Annotated in this window: 15 protein-coding genes; 12 read left to right on the top strand and 3 right to left on the bottom strand. The window is 36.0% G+C overall.

Going from position 1 to position 17,240, the window contains the following annotated elements:
- Positions 1 to 188 precede the first annotated feature (188 nt).
- On the top strand, positions 189 to 1,073 hold the full coding sequence (locus tag ACFVS1_RS12240; RefSeq protein WP_387547687.1) for a DMT family transporter: 885 nt from the start codon (positions 189 to 191) through the stop codon (positions 1,071 to 1,073).
- Between the two features lie 97 nt (positions 1,074 to 1,170).
- On the opposite strand, the gene ACFVS1_RS12235 is transcribed toward ACFVS1_RS12240, so the two are convergent.
- Positions 1,171 to 1,857, bottom strand: coding sequence for an ArsR/SmtB family transcription factor (locus ACFVS1_RS12235; protein ID WP_352921099.1), 687 nt, complete (start codon positions 1,855 to 1,857; stop codon positions 1,171 to 1,173).
- A gap of 669 nt (positions 1,858 to 2,526) precedes the next feature.
- On the opposite strand from ACFVS1_RS12235, the gene ACFVS1_RS12230 reads away from it, so the two are divergent.
- The 8 genes from ACFVS1_RS12230 (at position 2,527) to ACFVS1_RS12195 (ending at position 11,131) form a co-directional block, all read left to right on the top strand.
- A complete protein-coding gene (locus ACFVS1_RS12230; RefSeq protein ID WP_352921097.1) occupies positions 2,527 to 3,291 on the top strand; it encodes a hypothetical protein in 765 nt (254 codons plus the stop codon).
- Between the two features lie 726 nt (positions 3,292 to 4,017).
- The gene (locus ACFVS1_RS12225) at positions 4,018 to 5,430 is read left to right on the top strand and encodes a DHA2 family efflux MFS transporter permease subunit (RefSeq protein ID WP_387547682.1); all 1,413 of its coding nucleotides are present in this window, start codon (positions 4,018 to 4,020) and stop codon (positions 5,428 to 5,430) included.
- An 815-nt stretch (positions 5,431 to 6,245) separates the two neighbouring features.
- Positions 6,246 to 6,533 carry a hypothetical protein gene (locus tag ACFVS1_RS12220; RefSeq protein ID WP_352921095.1) on the top strand — a complete coding sequence of 96 codons (288 nt, stop codon included), beginning with the start codon at positions 6,246 to 6,248 and terminating at the stop codon, positions 6,531 to 6,533.
- A 194-nt stretch (positions 6,534 to 6,727) separates the two neighbouring features.
- Positions 6,728 to 6,883, top strand: coding sequence for a hypothetical protein (locus ACFVS1_RS12215; RefSeq protein WP_352921093.1), 156 nt, complete (start codon positions 6,728 to 6,730; stop codon positions 6,881 to 6,883).
- 167 nt (positions 6,884 to 7,050) lie between these two features.
- Entirely contained in the window at positions 7,051 to 9,207 is a 2,157-nt protein-coding gene (locus ACFVS1_RS12210; RefSeq protein ID WP_387547678.1) for an LTA synthase family protein, read from the top strand.
- A gap of 346 nt (positions 9,208 to 9,553) precedes the next feature.
- On the top strand, positions 9,554 to 10,594 hold the full coding sequence (locus ACFVS1_RS12205; protein ID WP_387547675.1) for an acyltransferase family protein: 1,041 nt from the start codon (positions 9,554 to 9,556) through the stop codon (positions 10,592 to 10,594).
- A gap of 102 nt (positions 10,595 to 10,696) precedes the next feature.
- The gene (locus ACFVS1_RS12200) at positions 10,697 to 10,960 is read left to right on the top strand and encodes a hypothetical protein (protein WP_387547672.1); all 264 of its coding nucleotides are present in this window, start codon (positions 10,697 to 10,699) and stop codon (positions 10,958 to 10,960) included.
- A 42-nt stretch (positions 10,961 to 11,002) separates the two neighbouring features.
- Positions 11,003 to 11,131 carry a hypothetical protein gene (locus ACFVS1_RS12195; RefSeq protein ID WP_352921085.1) on the top strand — a complete coding sequence of 43 codons (129 nt, stop codon included), beginning with the start codon at positions 11,003 to 11,005 and terminating at the stop codon, positions 11,129 to 11,131.
- Between the two features lie 365 nt (positions 11,132 to 11,496).
- Here ACFVS1_RS12195 and ACFVS1_RS12190 read toward each other — a convergent pair whose 3' ends face one another.
- Positions 11,497 to 11,832: a hypothetical protein gene (locus ACFVS1_RS12190; protein WP_387547669.1), complete on the bottom strand. Its 336-nt coding sequence runs from the start codon at positions 11,830 to 11,832 to the stop codon at positions 11,497 to 11,499.
- Between the two features lie 1,464 nt (positions 11,833 to 13,296).
- Here ACFVS1_RS12190 and ACFVS1_RS12185 point away from each other — a divergent pair.
- Positions 13,297 to 14,151: an ABC transporter ATP-binding protein gene (locus ACFVS1_RS12185; RefSeq protein ID WP_352921082.1), complete on the top strand. Its 855-nt coding sequence runs from the start codon at positions 13,297 to 13,299 to the stop codon at positions 14,149 to 14,151.
- A 169-nt stretch (positions 14,152 to 14,320) separates the two neighbouring features.
- On the opposite strand, the gene ACFVS1_RS12180 is transcribed toward ACFVS1_RS12185, so the two are convergent.
- A complete protein-coding gene (locus tag ACFVS1_RS12180) occupies positions 14,321 to 14,479 on the bottom strand; it encodes a hypothetical protein (RefSeq protein ID WP_387547666.1) in 159 nt (52 codons plus the stop codon).
- A gap of 70 nt (positions 14,480 to 14,549) precedes the next feature.
- Between ACFVS1_RS12180 and ACFVS1_RS12175 the strand changes: the two genes are divergently transcribed.
- Entirely contained in the window at positions 14,550 to 14,708 is a 159-nt protein-coding gene (locus tag ACFVS1_RS12175; RefSeq protein WP_387547663.1) for a hypothetical protein, read from the top strand.
- A 416-nt stretch (positions 14,709 to 15,124) separates the two neighbouring features.
- Entirely contained in the window at positions 15,125 to 16,972 is a 1,848-nt protein-coding gene (locus ACFVS1_RS12170; RefSeq protein WP_387547661.1) for a sigma-54-dependent Fis family transcriptional regulator, read from the top strand.
- Positions 16,973 to 17,240: the final 268 nt, after the last annotated feature.

Here is a 17,240-nt window from a genome sequence, read left to right as displayed (position 1 = left end):
CTAGATAGGTTGATGAGAGAGCTTTAAGGCAAGCTAACTTCAAAAATTGAGACAAACTCTTTCTAGTTGAATATATCGATACTATTAAAGTCATCTCCACTTGCATTCCATATTTCGATAATAACTGAAATGATCACCAGCTATAATAGCTGTAGATCGGTCATATAAATATGTCAGGAGATAAAAAAATGAATGCTTTCAAATTTACACTGTTGATACTTTTAACGACATTTTTAATGGGTTCTTCTTTTGCAGTAGTTAAAATTGGTCTACCTTATTCATCCCCCTTATTATTAGCAGGATTACGCTTCACACTTGCCGGGCTCATAATGGCGATGATCGTGATCTTTTTAAAAAGACCGCATCCAAACTCTAAAGGGGATTGGATAAAAATGCTTATTATCGGAACTTTTCAAACAGCCGGAGTAATGGGGTGCATTTTCCTGAGTTTACGCACGATTTCAGCAAGTGAATCCTCCATTCTTACATTCACGAACCCGTTACTTGTTGTTGTATTCGGTACGATTTTTTCTCAAACACGCTATAAACTATATCAATGGATTGGAGTTTCATTAGGATTAGTTGGAGTGATGATAACGATGGGGGCGCAACTTGAATTTAAGGTTGGCATTCTTTTCGGCATTCTTTCTGCTGTTTTCTGGGCCATAGCCACTTTATTGGCGAAAAAATGGGGAGAGATTCCCGATACCTGGGTATTATCTGCCTATCAGATGCTTTTTGGCGGTTTACTGCTTTTACTTGGCAGCTTTATTCTTGAAAAACCATTTTTCGTAATGAATGGCAATTCGTTGTTCATTTTATTATGGTTAAGTATCATGTCATCGATCGTGCAATTTGCTGTTTGGTATTACCTTTTACAAAAGAGTGATCCAGGAAAAACAAGTGCTTTTTTATTTTTGGCACCCTTCTTCGGTGTTTTATCAGGGTGGGCACTATTAGGTGAACCGATATACACTTCACTGCTAATTGGCGGGCTGTTTATAATCATTGGCATCTATCTTGTAAATAGCAATTTCCAAAAGGAAAATAAATTCGTTAAAAGTACTTTATAGTAATCGTATTAATTGTTCTAAGCTGCTAAAGACAGAAAATCCCTCATAATGAAAAAGAAAAGAGCCCTATTCTTTTTCACCATGAGGGATTATTAAATTATACCTCTATACAAAAAACTTCTTTAAATCCTTCTTTCCCTTGAGGTGTTACTTTTACTGCGCGAATAGATGGAACACGGACTATCCAGCCTAATTCAAAAAAATGTGTAAGGAGCCCATTCCCTAAAGCTCCACCAAGATGATGGTGACGTTCACTCCAATCTAAACATGAGTGGGAGAATGAACGGCGTTTTTTTCTTAAATCAAGTAAATCGATGCCGAATTCAGAAAAAAAATGATCTCCTTTGGATGTAACTGTAAACTCTCTCTCTTCTTTTTTCAAATATCCGGCTTTCAACATCGATTCAGTTAATTGGACTCCTAGTTTTCCTGCCAAATGATCATAGCAAGTTCTGGCTTCCTGAAGCATTTTAACTTGGCTTGATTGTTTTAACGACTGAACTTGAGGAGGTGGGGAGATGGCAAGAAACGATTCTAAAATATGCGCAATTTCTCCATTTGCTAGCTGATAGTAACGATGTCGTCCTTGTTTTTCAACTTTAACAAGGTTACCTTCCACTAATTTAGAAAGGTGAAAGCTGGCGGTTTGAGGTGTTATTACAGCCATCAATGCTAATTCGCCTGCAGTATGAAAACGACCATCCAGTAAGCTTGCAAGTATGGTTGCACGTGACGATTCCCCAAGGAGGGAGGCTATCTCCACCATATTTGGATTTATACTCAAAATAGTTACCAGCCTTTCTACCGATATTTAAGTTTGATTAAGCTGAACGCAACGTAATTAGCATCAAAATATGTAAACTTATTTTTCTATTATACAGTACTGCTGCCCTAGTGATATTCTGTATATTCACGATTCCTGCTTTAAATATTTTTTAAGTCCAGGACATTTTTATAGAAAGCTTTATAAGAAATTAAAAAGGAAGTACAAGCAATAAATAAGAAATAATTAACGTGGAAAATAACCGTTCCCTGATAAAGAAACAGCCGAAATAAGGGCTGAAGCTCTAAGGCTGGATATGTTCATTTTAGTTTAAACCCGAGATTTTCTTATCAGGTAAAGAATACCAGTTTACTGTAGGTAAAAACATGCGCAATCGATGCGAACCAGTTGTGTGTGCTGTATTACAAAGGTGAACCTCACAAAATTAAGCTTTTAGACCTTAGGATTTGTTAAGACAACAGGAAATCATAACGAATATGCTTGTGGAAGCTAAACAGAAGAAAGACTGTCTATCCTTTGAATAAGCTTTTTTATGAAGTATATTCTTTGTGAGTTAGGCATACATTCTTACATATTCACTAACTTAAACGTTCCTTTAAATAGTCTTGGAATAAATACCGGTGAATAGTCCCTTTTGTCGAATTTAGTAAATAGGAGGGAACGAAGAGTATGAAAATATCTGAGGTTGGATTTAAAGGTCAAGTTTTTGGATTTATAAAGTTCACACCTTTTGTGGAAAGTTTTTTGTCAGGTGATTTATATATGAATAATTTCAAAAAGTATATTGATATAGAAAGTGCTTCAGGAGAAAAGGGTGTAGGCGACAAATTTGAAGCAACACATGTTTTTACGGAATTAACCATGAATTTCTTTACTCAAGATACCCATGAATTAATCATGTCGGGGCGAACTAAAAAAATGAATTTCAGAAAAAATATAAATGAAAAAAGACCATTATATTGCATGTTTGCAATTGTTGGCGATATGTTAAAAGTGGTTAAGGAGGATGAAAAATATTACTATACCAAATTTGATTTACCTAATGAACAAATCGATAAAATGATTAGGGAGTTCGGAGATAGCTTGATTTTTGTTACCCCCTCGCAATTTATTGACAGAATTACTAGAACACTAAATGAGAAAGGTTATGCTTACAGAGGGGGCTTGGTAAAATATGATGATTATAACATCAATTCCTCAGCTAGGATGAGCTCTTATAAAAATCAAGGGACTGATATTTATTTTTGGAAAGATAAATACTTTGAAAATCAATATGAATATCGCATAGTTCTCACAGATCAAGAAGTTGATGAAGCCTTAATTGTGAACATAGGTGATATTTCAGACATTAGTACTATTTTTAATGCAAATGAATTTTTCAGTGATAAATTTGAAATAAGATTACGAAAGAAAGGAAATCTAAGCATCCATTAAATTGGGTGCTTTTTATTTACAGGAGGGATAAAGAAAGGATAGAGCTTTTTAAAGAAGTATAGTGATTATTCTTAAAAGAGGGCGACCAAGTCATCCAGGTGACTAGTTCTCCCTCTTTTGGACTTTTTCTATATAAAGAGTTTATAAACCATTTTTGGAACTTTTAAGAGAGCGATTCAATAGAGTCCAAAATTCAGCAATAAACGCTCTGAAACTGACGGCTTTCTTCTATTGTTATTCATAATAAACTATGAATATGGCGGAAAAACATACTGTAGATAATGGTCATTTTGCTAAAAATTAAAAAAGTATCATTCGCTTTTATATCATAGGGACTACGGTATCAAAACGCGGATATATACGTTTAGCAAATATCGGCAACGTAATGGCAATGGTGATTAATGATTATAAGCCAGTTAAGTTTTTATGCAATAATACGATCACTTGATATGAATGCTTTGATACTGCTACCGCTATTTGATCTGCTCTTATAGAGGAGTGACAATTGAGGTGCTACCGTTTTGCTTAACAGCTGTGGCCAGGCCAAAACGGACATTCATTGCAGCCTATTTTTCAAAGGAAATCCCTTTTTATTTGTATGGAAAGGAATGATTTCATGCCAACTTTATTGCTTTTATTTTTAACAGCAAATAAGTGGAAAACGTATGTAAATTCGTGTAATCTACAAAAGTATGTTTTTTTCCAAATCGTAAAGGGGGACCATAATTGAGTTCAACAAAAAGTAAACAGTCAACAATAGTTGCCCTTTTGCTTGCGGGCACATTTATTGCGATCTTGAATCAAACATTAATGATTACCGCGATTCCTCCTGTAATGGAGGAAATGAATATTACGGCAAATAGTGCACAGTGGCTAACAACCGTTTTTATGCTGGTTAATGGGATCATGATCCCTGTTAGCGCGTTCTTATTGGAGCGCTTTACCACCAGACAGCTCTTCCTTTCAGCCATGGGGATTTTTGCAATTGGTACATTGGTGGCTGGGCTAGCTCCTAATTTTGGAATGCTGCTGCTAGGACGGATGATTCAGTCGAGCGGAGCCGGAATCATGCTCCCGTTAATGCAGACAGTCTTCCTAATGATCTTCCCTGTTCATAAACGGGGTGCAGCCATGGGACTGGTCGGTCTGGTCATTTCCTTCGCGCCGGCTATTGGGCCCGCTTTGTCGGGCTGGGTTACGGAGACCTACTCATGGAGGGTGTTATTCTTTATCATTCTTCCAATTGCTATTATTGATATCATAGTTGCGTTCTTCGCTTTAAAAAATGTAACAGAAGTTACACGGCCAAAAGTGGATGTGCTTTCGATTGTGTTATCTTCCATAGGTTTCGGTGGGTTATTGTATGGATTTACAGCGGCTGGTAATTATGGCTGGACAGACGAGAGTACCATCATATCGCTTGGCATTGGAACAATTTCACTTGTTTGGTTTATCAAAAGGCAATTGCGATTGAAGCATCCAATGCTGGAGTTCCGTGTGTTCACGTATTCATTATTCCCGATTGCCATCATTATTGGAGCCATTACCTTTATGGGTCTGATAGGTGCCGAAACGCTCATCCCGTTATTTATGCAAAACATGCGAGGATTTACTGCGTTTGAAGCTGGATTAGCCATACTCCCTGGAGCGCTTATTACCGGAATAATGTCACCGTTCATTGGACGTATTTTTGACCGGATTGGGGCCAGGTGGCTGGTTATTGGCGGATTACTCCTCATAACCGCCTCCTCCTTTACTTTTATGGATGTTGGTCCCTCGACAAGCTTTACATTTATAATGGTCATGTACAGTATTCGGATGTTCGGATTAGCCATGGTTATGATGCCTGTTTCAACAGCCGCCTTAAACCAGCTGCCTAAACGGTTAATCGCCCATGGTGCAGCAATGGATAATACGATGAAAATGATTGCTGCATCTGTAGGTACGGCCATACTTGTTACTGTAATGACAACAGCTACCGAAAATGCTCAGCAGCGTCCCGAGATCGTCCATCCTGATATGTATGGCGCGCAAATCTCATTTATTGTCATCGCTGCACTTTCGTTAATTAGCTTGCTCATTGCTTTTAAAATAAAGGATCAAAAATCAGCAGCAAAAGAGATCGGAGAGAAGAATTAAAGATTTGAATCCGAGTATGCTTGAAAAGAATCACAATTTAGATTCATCTATTTGTGATTCTTTTTTTTACTGAATAACCTATTGGCGTCAAGCTCCTCACCTTATTGAACTTCATCAGTTTCTCGCCAATACCCGCTTATTCTCAGGTTTCATTTTGAATGTTTGTACGGATAAATGAAGTGTCATGCCTATCTAAGGGATTCTAAAAAAGAGGGGGAACAAGTCATCCAAGTGATTTGTTCTCCCTCTTTTATCATTTTCTTTCTTTATAAAAAAAGTAAACATACATGAATTATATGTAGGTGTGGAATTATCTTTTATTAAATCTGGACTATTTTTCAAATCCTTAATCTTTAAACCATTTTCGAAACTGGATCTTTTAAGAGCGCGACAAAAATCACAAAAACCCCTCTGAATATGAAGATTTTCTTCTATATATACTCCCCAAACCACAAATGAATCGCATGGCGTTCTTTTTCAAAATCATTCTCCTAATATATCTCTGAAGTGGAAAGCTGCTCATGGGCCAAACTCTTCATAATCTGATAGACATCCACTCCATTTAAGTGAGAAATGATGGCAAAGGCATCCCTAAAGGTATGAGGTCCTAAATAAATCCTCCATTTATTTAGGATTGCGATAATTATTATATAACTAGATTCAAAAATTATAATAATATTGTTATTCAAATATTAAATTAATAATGATTATATAAGAGGAATTTAGAATTATACTTATTTAAGTCTATACTATATATTATAATAGATATATGAATGAATAGTTAATACTGAGATATATATACATATAGCAATAAAATGGAAAATATTCGACTTAGAGAACAAAGTGAAACAGGACTACTCTACATCAAGGCAGGGGAAAAACCGTTAAAATCCGAGGTGTTTGGTATTGCTGATATCTTATCGTTTTTAATCAGTGGGGAAATACATCATGAAGATGATACTTTGATCATGCGTAGTTCCAATAGAAAAACTAGTTTTGAGTTACCAATCGAATTGTTAGACAGGATTTCAAAAATAGCAAAACAAGAAGAAATAAGTATTAGTAAGTGGATAGAGCTTAAATTATCCTCGATATTAAAGTAATTGTAGAAGTCTTTATTGGGGTACTATATCCCGAATATCCTACAGAATCATCAATTATTCACATGGAATGAAAACCTAATTAGCTAGGTGTTTTTTTATTTTTAAGTAGAATAGCAAAACCATATTGAATGGTAAATTCTTGAATGTAAGTTAGGGAAATACTAACAGAAATTACTTCAAGGAGAGGAAATGTCATGTTGGAAGAACAGCCAATACTTAATGAAACAGACGAAGATTTTGGTGCTGTCATACACAAAGGTGTAGAAGCAGTGGCTAGGGGCTGTTGGTACATATTATGTAAGTCCTATGTAGGGGTTCAGGCGTTTTTTTATTTTTCCTCTTGCGGATGAAAGTGCGATTAACGCTAAAGAAGTTGAAGTTAAATTCAGCAAAGCGGGTAATGCAAAAGTTGTCGATAAATTTAGTGTATTTCAAACATAAAACGACAAGTAAACAACTAAAAAAGCTATATAATTTTCTGATATTAATTTGTTTGAAAAATATAGGAGGAGTAAGTTTGACGCAAAGTCCTTTACCTAACATTGATACTTCTAAGAAAAAAGCTATATTTCTAGAATATATACTTTCAAGAAAAAAAGCTCTTGCCCTTCATTTACTGACTGCGTTTTTCATGCTGATTTTGCCGCTGATGACCTTAGCTGTCTGCGAAACGATCGTCCGCAGCTATTTATGGATGCCCTTTACACATTGGACAGGCGAGTACACAAAGCGTTTTGCTTTAAATATGGTTATGATCCTGGCTCTTTATAATATTTTTTATATTCTTCCGCGCAGACTTTATATGATGATGAGTGTTTTGTTAAGTGGCTTCCTTATCATATTTGCCATTGCGAATAAAATAAAATTAGAATTAAGGAATTCGCCGATTACAATTGGAGACCTTGCCTTATCTAAAGAACTCAAAGGGCTTGAGCAGCCTATAGATATTAATACAATGGCAATCATCATTTCTGCTGCGGCTATCCTTCTTGTCCTCATAGGAATTTATTTGGTCCCGCGCTTTAAAGACAGATGGATACTAAAAGCAGGGGTTTTTGTTCTATCAATTGCCGCCTGGGCGGTTATATGGACAGGGTTTCCTATTTCTCCTATGGCAAAAGTTCAGTTCGAAAATACATATTGGCGGCTTGAACTAGGCACCATGAGAAATGGACTGATTGGAAACTTTATTTTAATGGCCAAGCAAGGTCAAATCCAGCCGCCAAAAGGGTATTCAAAAGATACAGTAAAATCGATAGGGGAAAAGTATCAGCCAGCATCACCACAGCAGCCTGCTGTAAAGCCGAATGTAATCTATATAATGAGCGAGGCCTTCACGGATCCATTGCACTTTCGAAAAGAGCATTTTACAGCTGACCCGATTCCCAACTTTCATCGTTTATATGACGAGTCGTTGCATGGAACGATGTATTCGCCGGAATTTGGCGGCGGAACTGCGAATGTTGAATTTGAAGCACTTACCGGGCTAAGCCGGCAGTTTCTCCCAGATAACGTGGTGGCTTATCAACAGTTCGTGAAGCATCCGCTGCCTTCAGTGGCCTATGCATTAAGGGATGCAGGCTATCATACAACTGCTATTCACGCTTTTTATAACTGGTATTATCAAAGACAATCAGTATATAAAATGCTTGGTTTTCAGCAATTTATTTCTGGGGAATTTATGGATCTGGATCATGTCAATGGATCTGGTCACGGTTACCCGAAGGATAAGCATATGACGGATACAATCCTGCAGCAGCTTGACCGTACAGATGGGCCCGATTTCATTCACGCCGTCTCGCTTGAGGCTCATCAATCCTATCAGCCGCTTCAGGATTCTAAGTTTCTTCAGAAAGGGACTCTTCCGGAGAAAACAAGAACATACCTAAATCGATATACTGAACTGATTCATAGCGTGGATAATGAGCTGGGACGGCTTATCAATGAAGTGAAAAAACGACCGGAACCAACGATTCTTATCTTTTTCGGGGATCACTATCCAACCTTCTCGTCGAACGATTTGGTTTACGGAAAGCAAGGAACGAAAATTGCCAATAATATGCTGAACGACTACGATGATTTTATAACCACCCATAGTGTTCCCTACTTTATCTGGAAGTCTGAGGGAAATCAATCTCAGCAGCTTAATCTATCACCCAATCAGTTTAGCGCCCTATCCCTGAAAATGGCTGGTGTAAAAGGGAATAACGTTACCGCTATTTTAGATAATCTGAGGGAACAGGAAAAGTCAGTCATCCCTTATGCAAAATTTAAAAAGGAAATGGGAAGTCCGTCAAAAGAAATGCTTGATTTAAAGCTCATTCAATATGATTTGCTTCACGGAAAACGCTACTCGGTAGACACTACAGCAAACATGAATGTGCACCCGGATAAATCATATTTTCTTGGAGAAATGAAACAGATGGAGCTTCAAAGCTTGTCTACTAAAGGAAATGCCTATGTTATGGAGGTACATGGTGCCCCTAAGTATACGAAGTTAGTCGATCAAGATGGAGGCATCACCAGGGTGATCTGGAGGGGCAGCAAGGATGATACTGCGATCTTTACAGTGAGTAAAGCGAGCATCCACGCAAAGGAGAAATATCGATTCGTTGTCTTTGATTCCACACATAAAGAGCTGAAGAGTACAAAACCTTTCATAATAAAAAAGTAAAGCAGATACAGCTGGGAAATAATCGGGAAATGGGGGACAGTCCCCAGGATTTAAGGAGAGCCTTTTAAAAGGCTCTTCTTTTTTTACATTCTTTTAACAATTAATTCACTCCAGTTTGTATAGTTAATAAATCCTATTCTTTCTATAATTTTATCATTCGGAATAACGGTATATCTAAAAAATGAGCCTATGTGTTTATTAGGTATGGGGACATCAGGTTGTGATTTGTAAGATAATTGAAGTTATTTAGATATAACGAACTGGAACAAGATGTGAGTTGTTTCGACATTTTTTTCATGTTATTTTAGTAATGACATTTTAAATAATAATTAGAAAGGTAGTTTATATGATTAAAGAATGGAATTTACTGCGGACCATTGCCTGTTTAAGTATTGTATTCCTGCACAGCACAACACATACAGCAAGAGCAGTTGGCTACCCAGAAATCGAGTATTATAATCTGCTCAGAACTGCCTTATGTTATGCGACTCCTACTTTCATTGTCTTGTCTGAGATTATATTGGCAAACAGATACCCACACCGTCTTCCGGAAAAGTTCTGGTCTAAACGAATTAAATGGATATTTGCCCCGTACCTTGCGTTTGCAATTATCGATGCTTTCGTCACAAAACATTTCAGCCCGGCCGTTGACCTTGGCGAAAGGCTATTTTTAAACATATTCATGGGAAACTATGAAGGATACTTTGTTCTGATCATATTCCAATTCTACGTTCTTCATTATGTGGTTGCTAAGTTCAAAATCCCAACAAACTGGCTGCTTCCTATAAGTTTAATGATCATGGTTGCGCACTTATCACTTCTTAATGGAAACCTTCCATTTATTCAGGAAAATCGTAACCACTTCAAGATTCCGTTTACTGCCTGGTTAGGTTATTTTGCACTCGCATATATAATAGGAAAGCATTATCAAAGCCTTGCGAAAAAACTATTAAAATATAAATGGTTAACTCTCGCAGGGGCGGCTCTTGCGTTTGGCTACTTCTTCTTGTCGTATCAATCTGGAAACTTTAGAGTAGCTTCTTACAGACATGATTTGTTTCCTCTGGCTATCGGAATTACATTAGCAATCCTTGCTTGGGGACAGCTGCTTCCAAATTCCAAATTTGTGAATATGATAAGCAACTTCTCTTTCGGAATTTATCTGGTACACTGGCAGGTCCTCCGTTTTATTGCACCATATGTAGCGCCATATTTTGATAGCACAAGTACCAGGGTAATTAGCGTATTCGTGATTACCTTGATCATCTCGCTGGCCATTATCAAAGTGATTTCACTTCTTCCGTTTGGAAGCTATATAGTGGGCAACACAAGACGTAAGGTTCGTAAAAAGTATAAAGAATATCAAGTTCTTCCGAAAACCGCATAAGCATGAAAACCTTCAGTTATTATATATCTGGAGGTTTTTTTGTGTAAAAATCTGCTAGGTTATGCCGATAATAGGACTAAAGACAGGTTAAGGAGAACTCCTATGAAAAAAATGATATCAATTTTAGCAGGAATATTTACTCTGCTAGCAGTGTTTGCAGCGTATACATCTGCAGCATCAAAACCGACTTTTTCGATTACACCGTCGAGCTCTACATATAAAAATGTGATGACCAACTACTCTACTTACAATAAATACACCAAACAGTATTATGTTTTAAAATCCTATCTGGAAGAGCTAGAAAAAAGGGGCGGGGGAACCCTCATCTTAAACAGTGGAACCTATACGATTCCGAATACTCTTTAAGTCCCTTCAAATGTCACGATCCGCTTTAGAAACGGCGTTAAAATGATAAAGGGTAAGGAAACAGGAACAAGTCAGCTCCAGGCAGCAAAATCGATCTTCCAGCTGGTTAAACCATCCCGTTCTTCAAAAACGGGTGTGTACGGGAAATATGAAGACTTCCGCGTCCGTTAGTATTAAACAACTAGGCGTAAATAAAGGCATTATATATAACCAAAATACGCAATTCATCACTTGAAAGCTACAAACAAAAACAGAGTTTTAAAGCAGAATAGGACGGATCTATAATCTAGAACCAGACCTACCCCTTTTTATCAGGCCCTTTCAGCATTGACAGGGGGAGGTAAAACACCTATTTTAGCAGATGTAGTTTTTCAGATGAGATTATCAATGCCTCTCCAGCTTTTATTTTCATAACACATAATATATTTTTAATCGATTGATTATATTCTCTGAAAAATTGCTATAATCGTATTATCACTCTTTCAACTAAATTCTGTTTTAGTTGAAAGAGTATTTAAAGAAATAAAAATGAGCGCCTATATTCTAGACGTTCGAGTGATATCATCATGTTTCAAAAATCTCATAGTCCTTATGTGCAATAGAATATCATCCAACATCCAATTCATTTCAATTTCTCTTGCTGTGACAACGGCATCCACTTCATAGACTCCGTCGTGTGCTTCGATTCTGTGGGTAAGGTCAATTCCAAGCTCAAGAAGCTTGTCCTTTGCCTTATCATTTGGTACTACAAGTTGAACAATTGAGACCGATTCTTCCTTAGGAATCGGCTGGTCAGGATGTTCGACCGCTGCAACCGGAATACTTAGGCCTGTATAAAATGTAGAGAACCTTAGTCCGGTTATGGCAGTCATCACCACTAAATTCCTTTTCCATTTCTGCTTTTTGTTTTGTCAAAAACTGCACCCCAAAAATGCTAGAAATTTTAATACAAGCTTATTGTAAATTGAATGTACTTAATATCTTGTCGTAAAATCAGGGGCAGATAAAAATCGGCTCTACAAAAATTTTATTGAGAAAATATAATACTATCCCACCGAATGGGAATTATTATTCAAACTGTTCTAATGTTGCCAGATTTTTTTTATATTCATAGACTTTAATGAATTACCGTATAGATGTAACGCCAGCACCCAATGGATGCTGGCGTTTTTTATTTACTATATTTCTCGATTAAATCTGTTATCGCAAGCTCGAGAATATCTCTCTGCAAACGAGCCGAAGTATAGGTTCTTTTTCGCCATAGCTGATTCTGCTTCTGTGCGGTTGTTACTTGCTTGTAGCGCTTTTACCATAGTATTGCTTCCATTTCCATGGTTTCATTTTCACGGTCAATTGCTGAATGTTTTTTTATACTATGAGATTTTTATTTATGGCGGCAGTTTTTGCAGACTTTGATGGTTTGGTTTGTTTCAGTTTTGTGCGGGTAGAGAAGCTTTACTCCTGTTCTTTCACACAGTGGGCATGTCCCTCTGCCATTTGAAGGCAAGTGGCTGATTGTTTTTCCTCGGTTTCTTTTTGCCATTCCCAATCATTCCTATTCATAATAATTCTTGTTTCTTTATTAAATGATGAACTGGCACAAAGGTTGATAGGCATTTAATGGTTTTTAACAATAGAGCCGCAATTCACATGAGATATATTACAATTTTCCTTTTACAAAATTTAACAAAAAGCAACAATATTAAGCAATAAAAACATTTGATTATCAATATACAGTTTATGGGAATTATAATGGAATAAAATCCAGTAATTTTGTGCTCCTAAAATTACTAGGTTTCGAGTGGCACAGTACTTTTTAAATAGGAAAAACAACCTAAAATTTATCCCTGTTATCAGTTGCTGGTGCAGGGGTAGTTTTATTGTCCAGGTAAGTTACTATGTGAGAAACACATTCAATTCGGCTTAATACAGCTCTTCCCAGTGCCCTTGTAACAACCTAAAAGTTGGTACGGGGTCATTTATATTAGAACACTACTTTAAACTAAGATATTTAGATACTAAATTAAAAGGTAATATTAATATATCGTTGACGATTGTAGTAATGGATATATTCTTCTAGTTCTGCCCCTTGGGTGAAGGGGATCAACTAAAAAAATTGAGAAAACAAAACAATGCTCTTGAAAAAATTACAAAATGTTAAAATGTAAGTATAATTACATTATTCAGTTAATTTGTTTTTTACACTAACCCTGATTGTTAGGGGACATTGATTATCGTCTATTAACGTAGCAACGGACCATGGAATCATTTAATAAAATATTGAACATGGGGAAAACCGTCTGTAAAAGGCTTTAATACCTTAAGGAGGAGAAAAAGTGAGTCGAACGAAAAGCATCATTTCACTTAAAAACATTATCTGGAAACGAAATGGAAAGCTGTTATTGAATGGGGTTTCATGGGAGGTCCAAAAAGGGGAACATTGGGCTCTTCTAGGACTAAATGGATCAGGGAAAACATCACTTTTAAAAATGATTACAGGTTATCAATGGCCAAATAGTGGTGAAGTGTCCGTTTTAGGAAATCTTTTTGGAAAAACGAATATTCCTGAACTGCGGAAATCCATCGGCTGGGTCAGTTCCTCATTAGATCAGGAATATCAGTCACGCCCAAATGATACAGCACTTGAAGTAGTTTTAAGCGGAAAATTTGCTTCAATTGGATTATATGAGGAAATTACAGAGGATGATGTAAAGAAAGCCAAAGCATTACTTGACCAATTCAGAATCAAATTTATGTCTAACCAATTTATCCACACACTCTCTCAAGGTGAAAAAAGAAAAGTAATGATTGCAAGGGCCCTCATGTCTTCACCGCGAATATTAATCTTAGATGAGCCTTGCAATGGACTGGATATTTACTCTAAAGAAGAGCTGTTAACATCTATTGAAGATATGATTGCTGCACCGAACGGCCCAACCATTTTATATGTTACACATCATATTGAAGAAATTGTACCATCTATAACCCATGCTATGTTAATCAATTCGGGGAACGTTATGGATAAAGGAGAAAAAAGGGACGTATTAACCGAATCATTATTGGAAAAGACCTTTCATGTCCCAGTCAAAGTAGAATGGGAGAATGAGCGTCCCTGGATCCGGATTAAATCCCTGTTATTAACTGAAAAAAATAAACCTAGTATGTTGAAGAGTAAAGTAAGGCAGTCGTAATGGTAAAATTACAAGATGAATATAGATTGCTTTCCATTGGAGGGCCTAATTAAATAACTTAATTTAGTGAGTCATAATAATACTCGTTAGGACATCTTAATTTATCCCAATATGTAGAATGGTAGGTGTCTCTATAAGGGAGTACTGTACTTAGCATTGTTATGTGCTCTCAAACTAAAAAGGCGAAGACTAGAAATCTTCTCCTTTTTTTAATCCTTTTCACGATAATTGGTTCTTCTCTCACCCAGCTTTCCTTCTTAGCCTTCTCCTGTTCAGGGTTTGTATAGAGGGCAACCGTTGTGGTTGAAGTATGACCAAGTTGAGTCATCAGTAACTGGATGTCTCCTGACTGCTCCATTATTGAAATTGACAGAGTCGTAAAAAGGGGTTTGTTAAATATGTTAAAAGAGAATTTTCGGGCTGTAGAAGATATATTCGAAGTAAAAGGGAAATCATTGAACAGTGCAAGTCATCCTCTACATAAAGGAAATGGTAGAGAATTTTTTGTGAAAGAGTTTTTATCCTCTCATCTAGGGAAACATGTATCAAAAAAATAGGGAAAAATAATCACGGATCCCCATATCACTATGGACAGAACTAGTAAGACAAATCGCCGTATTGAACAGAAATATCATATTAATCTTGAAAATAACTGAACGGGCTAATCGAACTAATGTGTGCATTTTAAAGATCGGTCAATATTCCATAACTCCACAGTTTTTCGTTTAGTAGAACAAACGAATCATTAGTGTAAGAAACGACATATTTCGAAAATATTTTATGCAATCATGCAACTGTTTTTGTCAAAGAAGATCGAGAATTGGCATTCAGTTGCAATTGATAAACTTCTGAAAATGTCATACGATATTATTAATGATTTTTATAATCTAATATTCTTTGATCGACATGATTATCTTCTATCTTAGTAATAAAGTTTAATAAATGGACTTTTATAAAGGGGATGAGTAGATAATTGGATAACTTCATTATTACAAAAAATACATGGAAGCGTTTTGTGGAGGAGGGGATTGTAGATACTTCTAGGCTTTCGAAAAGAATAATAGAGTCATGGCACCGGTCTAAAAAGAATAATGTTAATCCTTATCTTGAAAAAGTGGCTCATATTTTAAGCAATGAAGATCTTTTGAAAAAAAGAGAAGAAAACAATCGCTTATTACAGTTAGCAAGTCCCTATATTAATTCGTTGGACGGTTTTTTAAAAGGAACAGGAACGATCCTAATTTTAACTGATTCTGAAGGATATGTATTAAAAGGACATGGAGAAGATAAAACCATCCAATTTGCAACAGACTTCAATATAATCAATGGAGTTCAATGGAATGAAAAAATGTCTGGAACAAGTGCAATTGCTGCTGCATTGGAAATTAATGAACCCATCCATGTTACTGGTGTTGAGCATTTTTCTGAAGCTTTTCATAACTGGACATGCTCTGCTGCACCGATAAAAAATAACCAGGGTAAATTAGTAGGAGTGTTAGCTATTTCTACTATAAGAAAGCAGCTCGATTTAAAGTTGCTTAGTCTTGCTGTATCAACAGCATATGCCATTGAACTACAATGGAAATTGCATCAAGAGAATGAAATGTTGGAACTGCTTAAAGTATTTTATAACAAGATAGAGAAGAATCGGGAACAATCCATCGTTATTTGTGACTGTGATGATTATTTTGTAACAGCCAGTTCATCTATCATGGATATGATTAAGGATGAAATTAAAGAGTATAAAACCAAAATTTCAAAATTGGAGAAGATTGGACTTAAGGAAAAGAAAAGAATCCCTATTCACATGAATGGGAAATTATATGGCTATGAAATATATGTGTGCCTAAAACAAGAAAATGAAAATAAGGGAAAAACATTAGAAAATAATGAAAGCGTTTTCAAATTTGCTGGTGAAGGTGGAAGAAGCGAGAAGTTCAGGAACGTTATTAATAATTTGAAAAGAGCATCAAAAACCGACATAACTGTATACATTCATGGTGAGAGTGGAACAGGGAAAGAAATTGCTGCGAAAACGATTCACTTAAATAGTAATAGAAAAAATAAACCTTTTATCGTTCTTAACTGTGGTAGTATTCCTGAACATCTATTGGAAAGCGAATTATTTGGATACGAGGAAGGAGCATTTACTGGAGCAAGAAAAAAAGGACATAAAGGAAAGTTTGAACAAGCTGATGGAGGAACTATTTTCCTAGATGAAATAGGTGATATGCCTTTATCGATGCAGGTTGCTCTATTGCGTGTTTTGCAGGAAAAGGAAGTTGTTCCAATCGGGGGAACTCATGCAAGGGTTGTTGATGTCCGAATCATAACTGCAACAAATAAAAGACTAGAAATGCTGGTTGAAGAGGGGAAATTTAGAAGGGATCTATTTTATCGTTTAAATGTTTTTAACATAAACCTCCCTTCACTTAGAGAGAGAAAGGATGACATTCCAAGTCTGGTAAATCACTTTCTTAAAACAAAAGACTGGAATGTTAAATTTTCAGATCATATAATGGATTACCTTGCAAATTATCATTGGCCTGGTAATATACGCGAACTTTTCAATGTTCTTGAAAAAATGAAAGTATTAGCTGATGATGGCGAACCACAACTTCATCAATTCTCTCCTTATTTTCTTCAAGGAAATCTGCTAGATCATTCTATTTCATTAAAATACTATAAAAATAAAGAAAAAGATAAAATGATTATAGCATTGGCACAAGCAGAGGGAAATGTAACAAAAGCTGCGGAATTTATAAGTATGCCAATAAGTACATTTTATCGCAAATTAATTAAATATAAAATATCAAGGTGATAGTGAATAATTTATCACCTTTTTTTGTTTCCCTGCAGTATCAATTTCTAGATTAAATTGGACCAGGTTTGCTGTGATTGGGATTATCAGAAAGTATTTAACGCTTAAGGTCAAATTCCTTCATTTTTCTCGCAAATTCTCACCTATTCTCATAAGTTCGCACTTTTTCTTATATAACATCAGCTTTCCCAATAAAACATAATTTGAAAACTAAAATTATACCTTTTGATGCTTTTGAAATTAATTATATTATTTTTTTAATAAAGTA

The sequence above is a fragment of the Peribacillus sp. NPDC058075 genome (assembly GCF_042885195.1).
In the GTDB taxonomy this organism is placed as follows: Bacteria; Bacillota; Bacilli; order Bacillales; family DSM-1321; genus Peribacillus.
This window is presented reverse-complemented; position numbering and strand designations above follow the sequence as displayed.

Bases quoted from the DNA above. Each gene is read 5' to 3' on its own strand.
- ACFVS1_RS12200 (WP_387547672.1), top strand. From the start codon at position 10,697: ATGAAAAAAATGATATCAATTTTAGCAGGAATATTTACTCTGCTAGCA.
- ACFVS1_RS12180 (WP_387547666.1), bottom strand. From the start codon at position 14,479: ATGACTCAACTTGGTCATACTTCAACCACAACGGTTGCCCTCTATACA.
- ACFVS1_RS12230 (WP_352921097.1), top strand. From the start codon at position 2,527: ATGAAAATATCTGAGGTTGGATTTAAAGGTCAAGTTTTTGGATTTATA.
- ACFVS1_RS12205 (WP_387547675.1), top strand. From the start codon at position 9,554: ATGATTAAAGAATGGAATTTACTGCGGACCATTGCCTGTTTAAGTATT.
- ACFVS1_RS12240 (WP_387547687.1), top strand. From the start codon at position 189: ATGAATGCTTTCAAATTTACACTGTTGATACTTTTAACGACATTTTTA.
- ACFVS1_RS12220 (WP_352921095.1), top strand. From the start codon at position 6,246: ATGGAAAATATTCGACTTAGAGAACAAAGTGAAACAGGACTACTCTAC.
- ACFVS1_RS12190 (WP_387547669.1), bottom strand. From the start codon at position 11,832: ATGACTGCCATAACCGGACTAAGGTTCTCTACATTTTATACAGGCCTA.
- ACFVS1_RS12195 (WP_352921085.1), top strand. From the start codon at position 11,003: ATGATAAAGGGTAAGGAAACAGGAACAAGTCAGCTCCAGGCAGCAAAA.
- ACFVS1_RS12175 (WP_387547663.1), top strand. From the start codon at position 14,550: ATGTTAAAAGAGAATTTTCGGGCTGTAGAAGATATATTCGAAGTAAAA.
- ACFVS1_RS12215 (WP_352921093.1), top strand. From the start codon at position 6,728: ATGTTGGAAGAACAGCCAATACTTAATGAAACAGACGAAGATTTTGGT.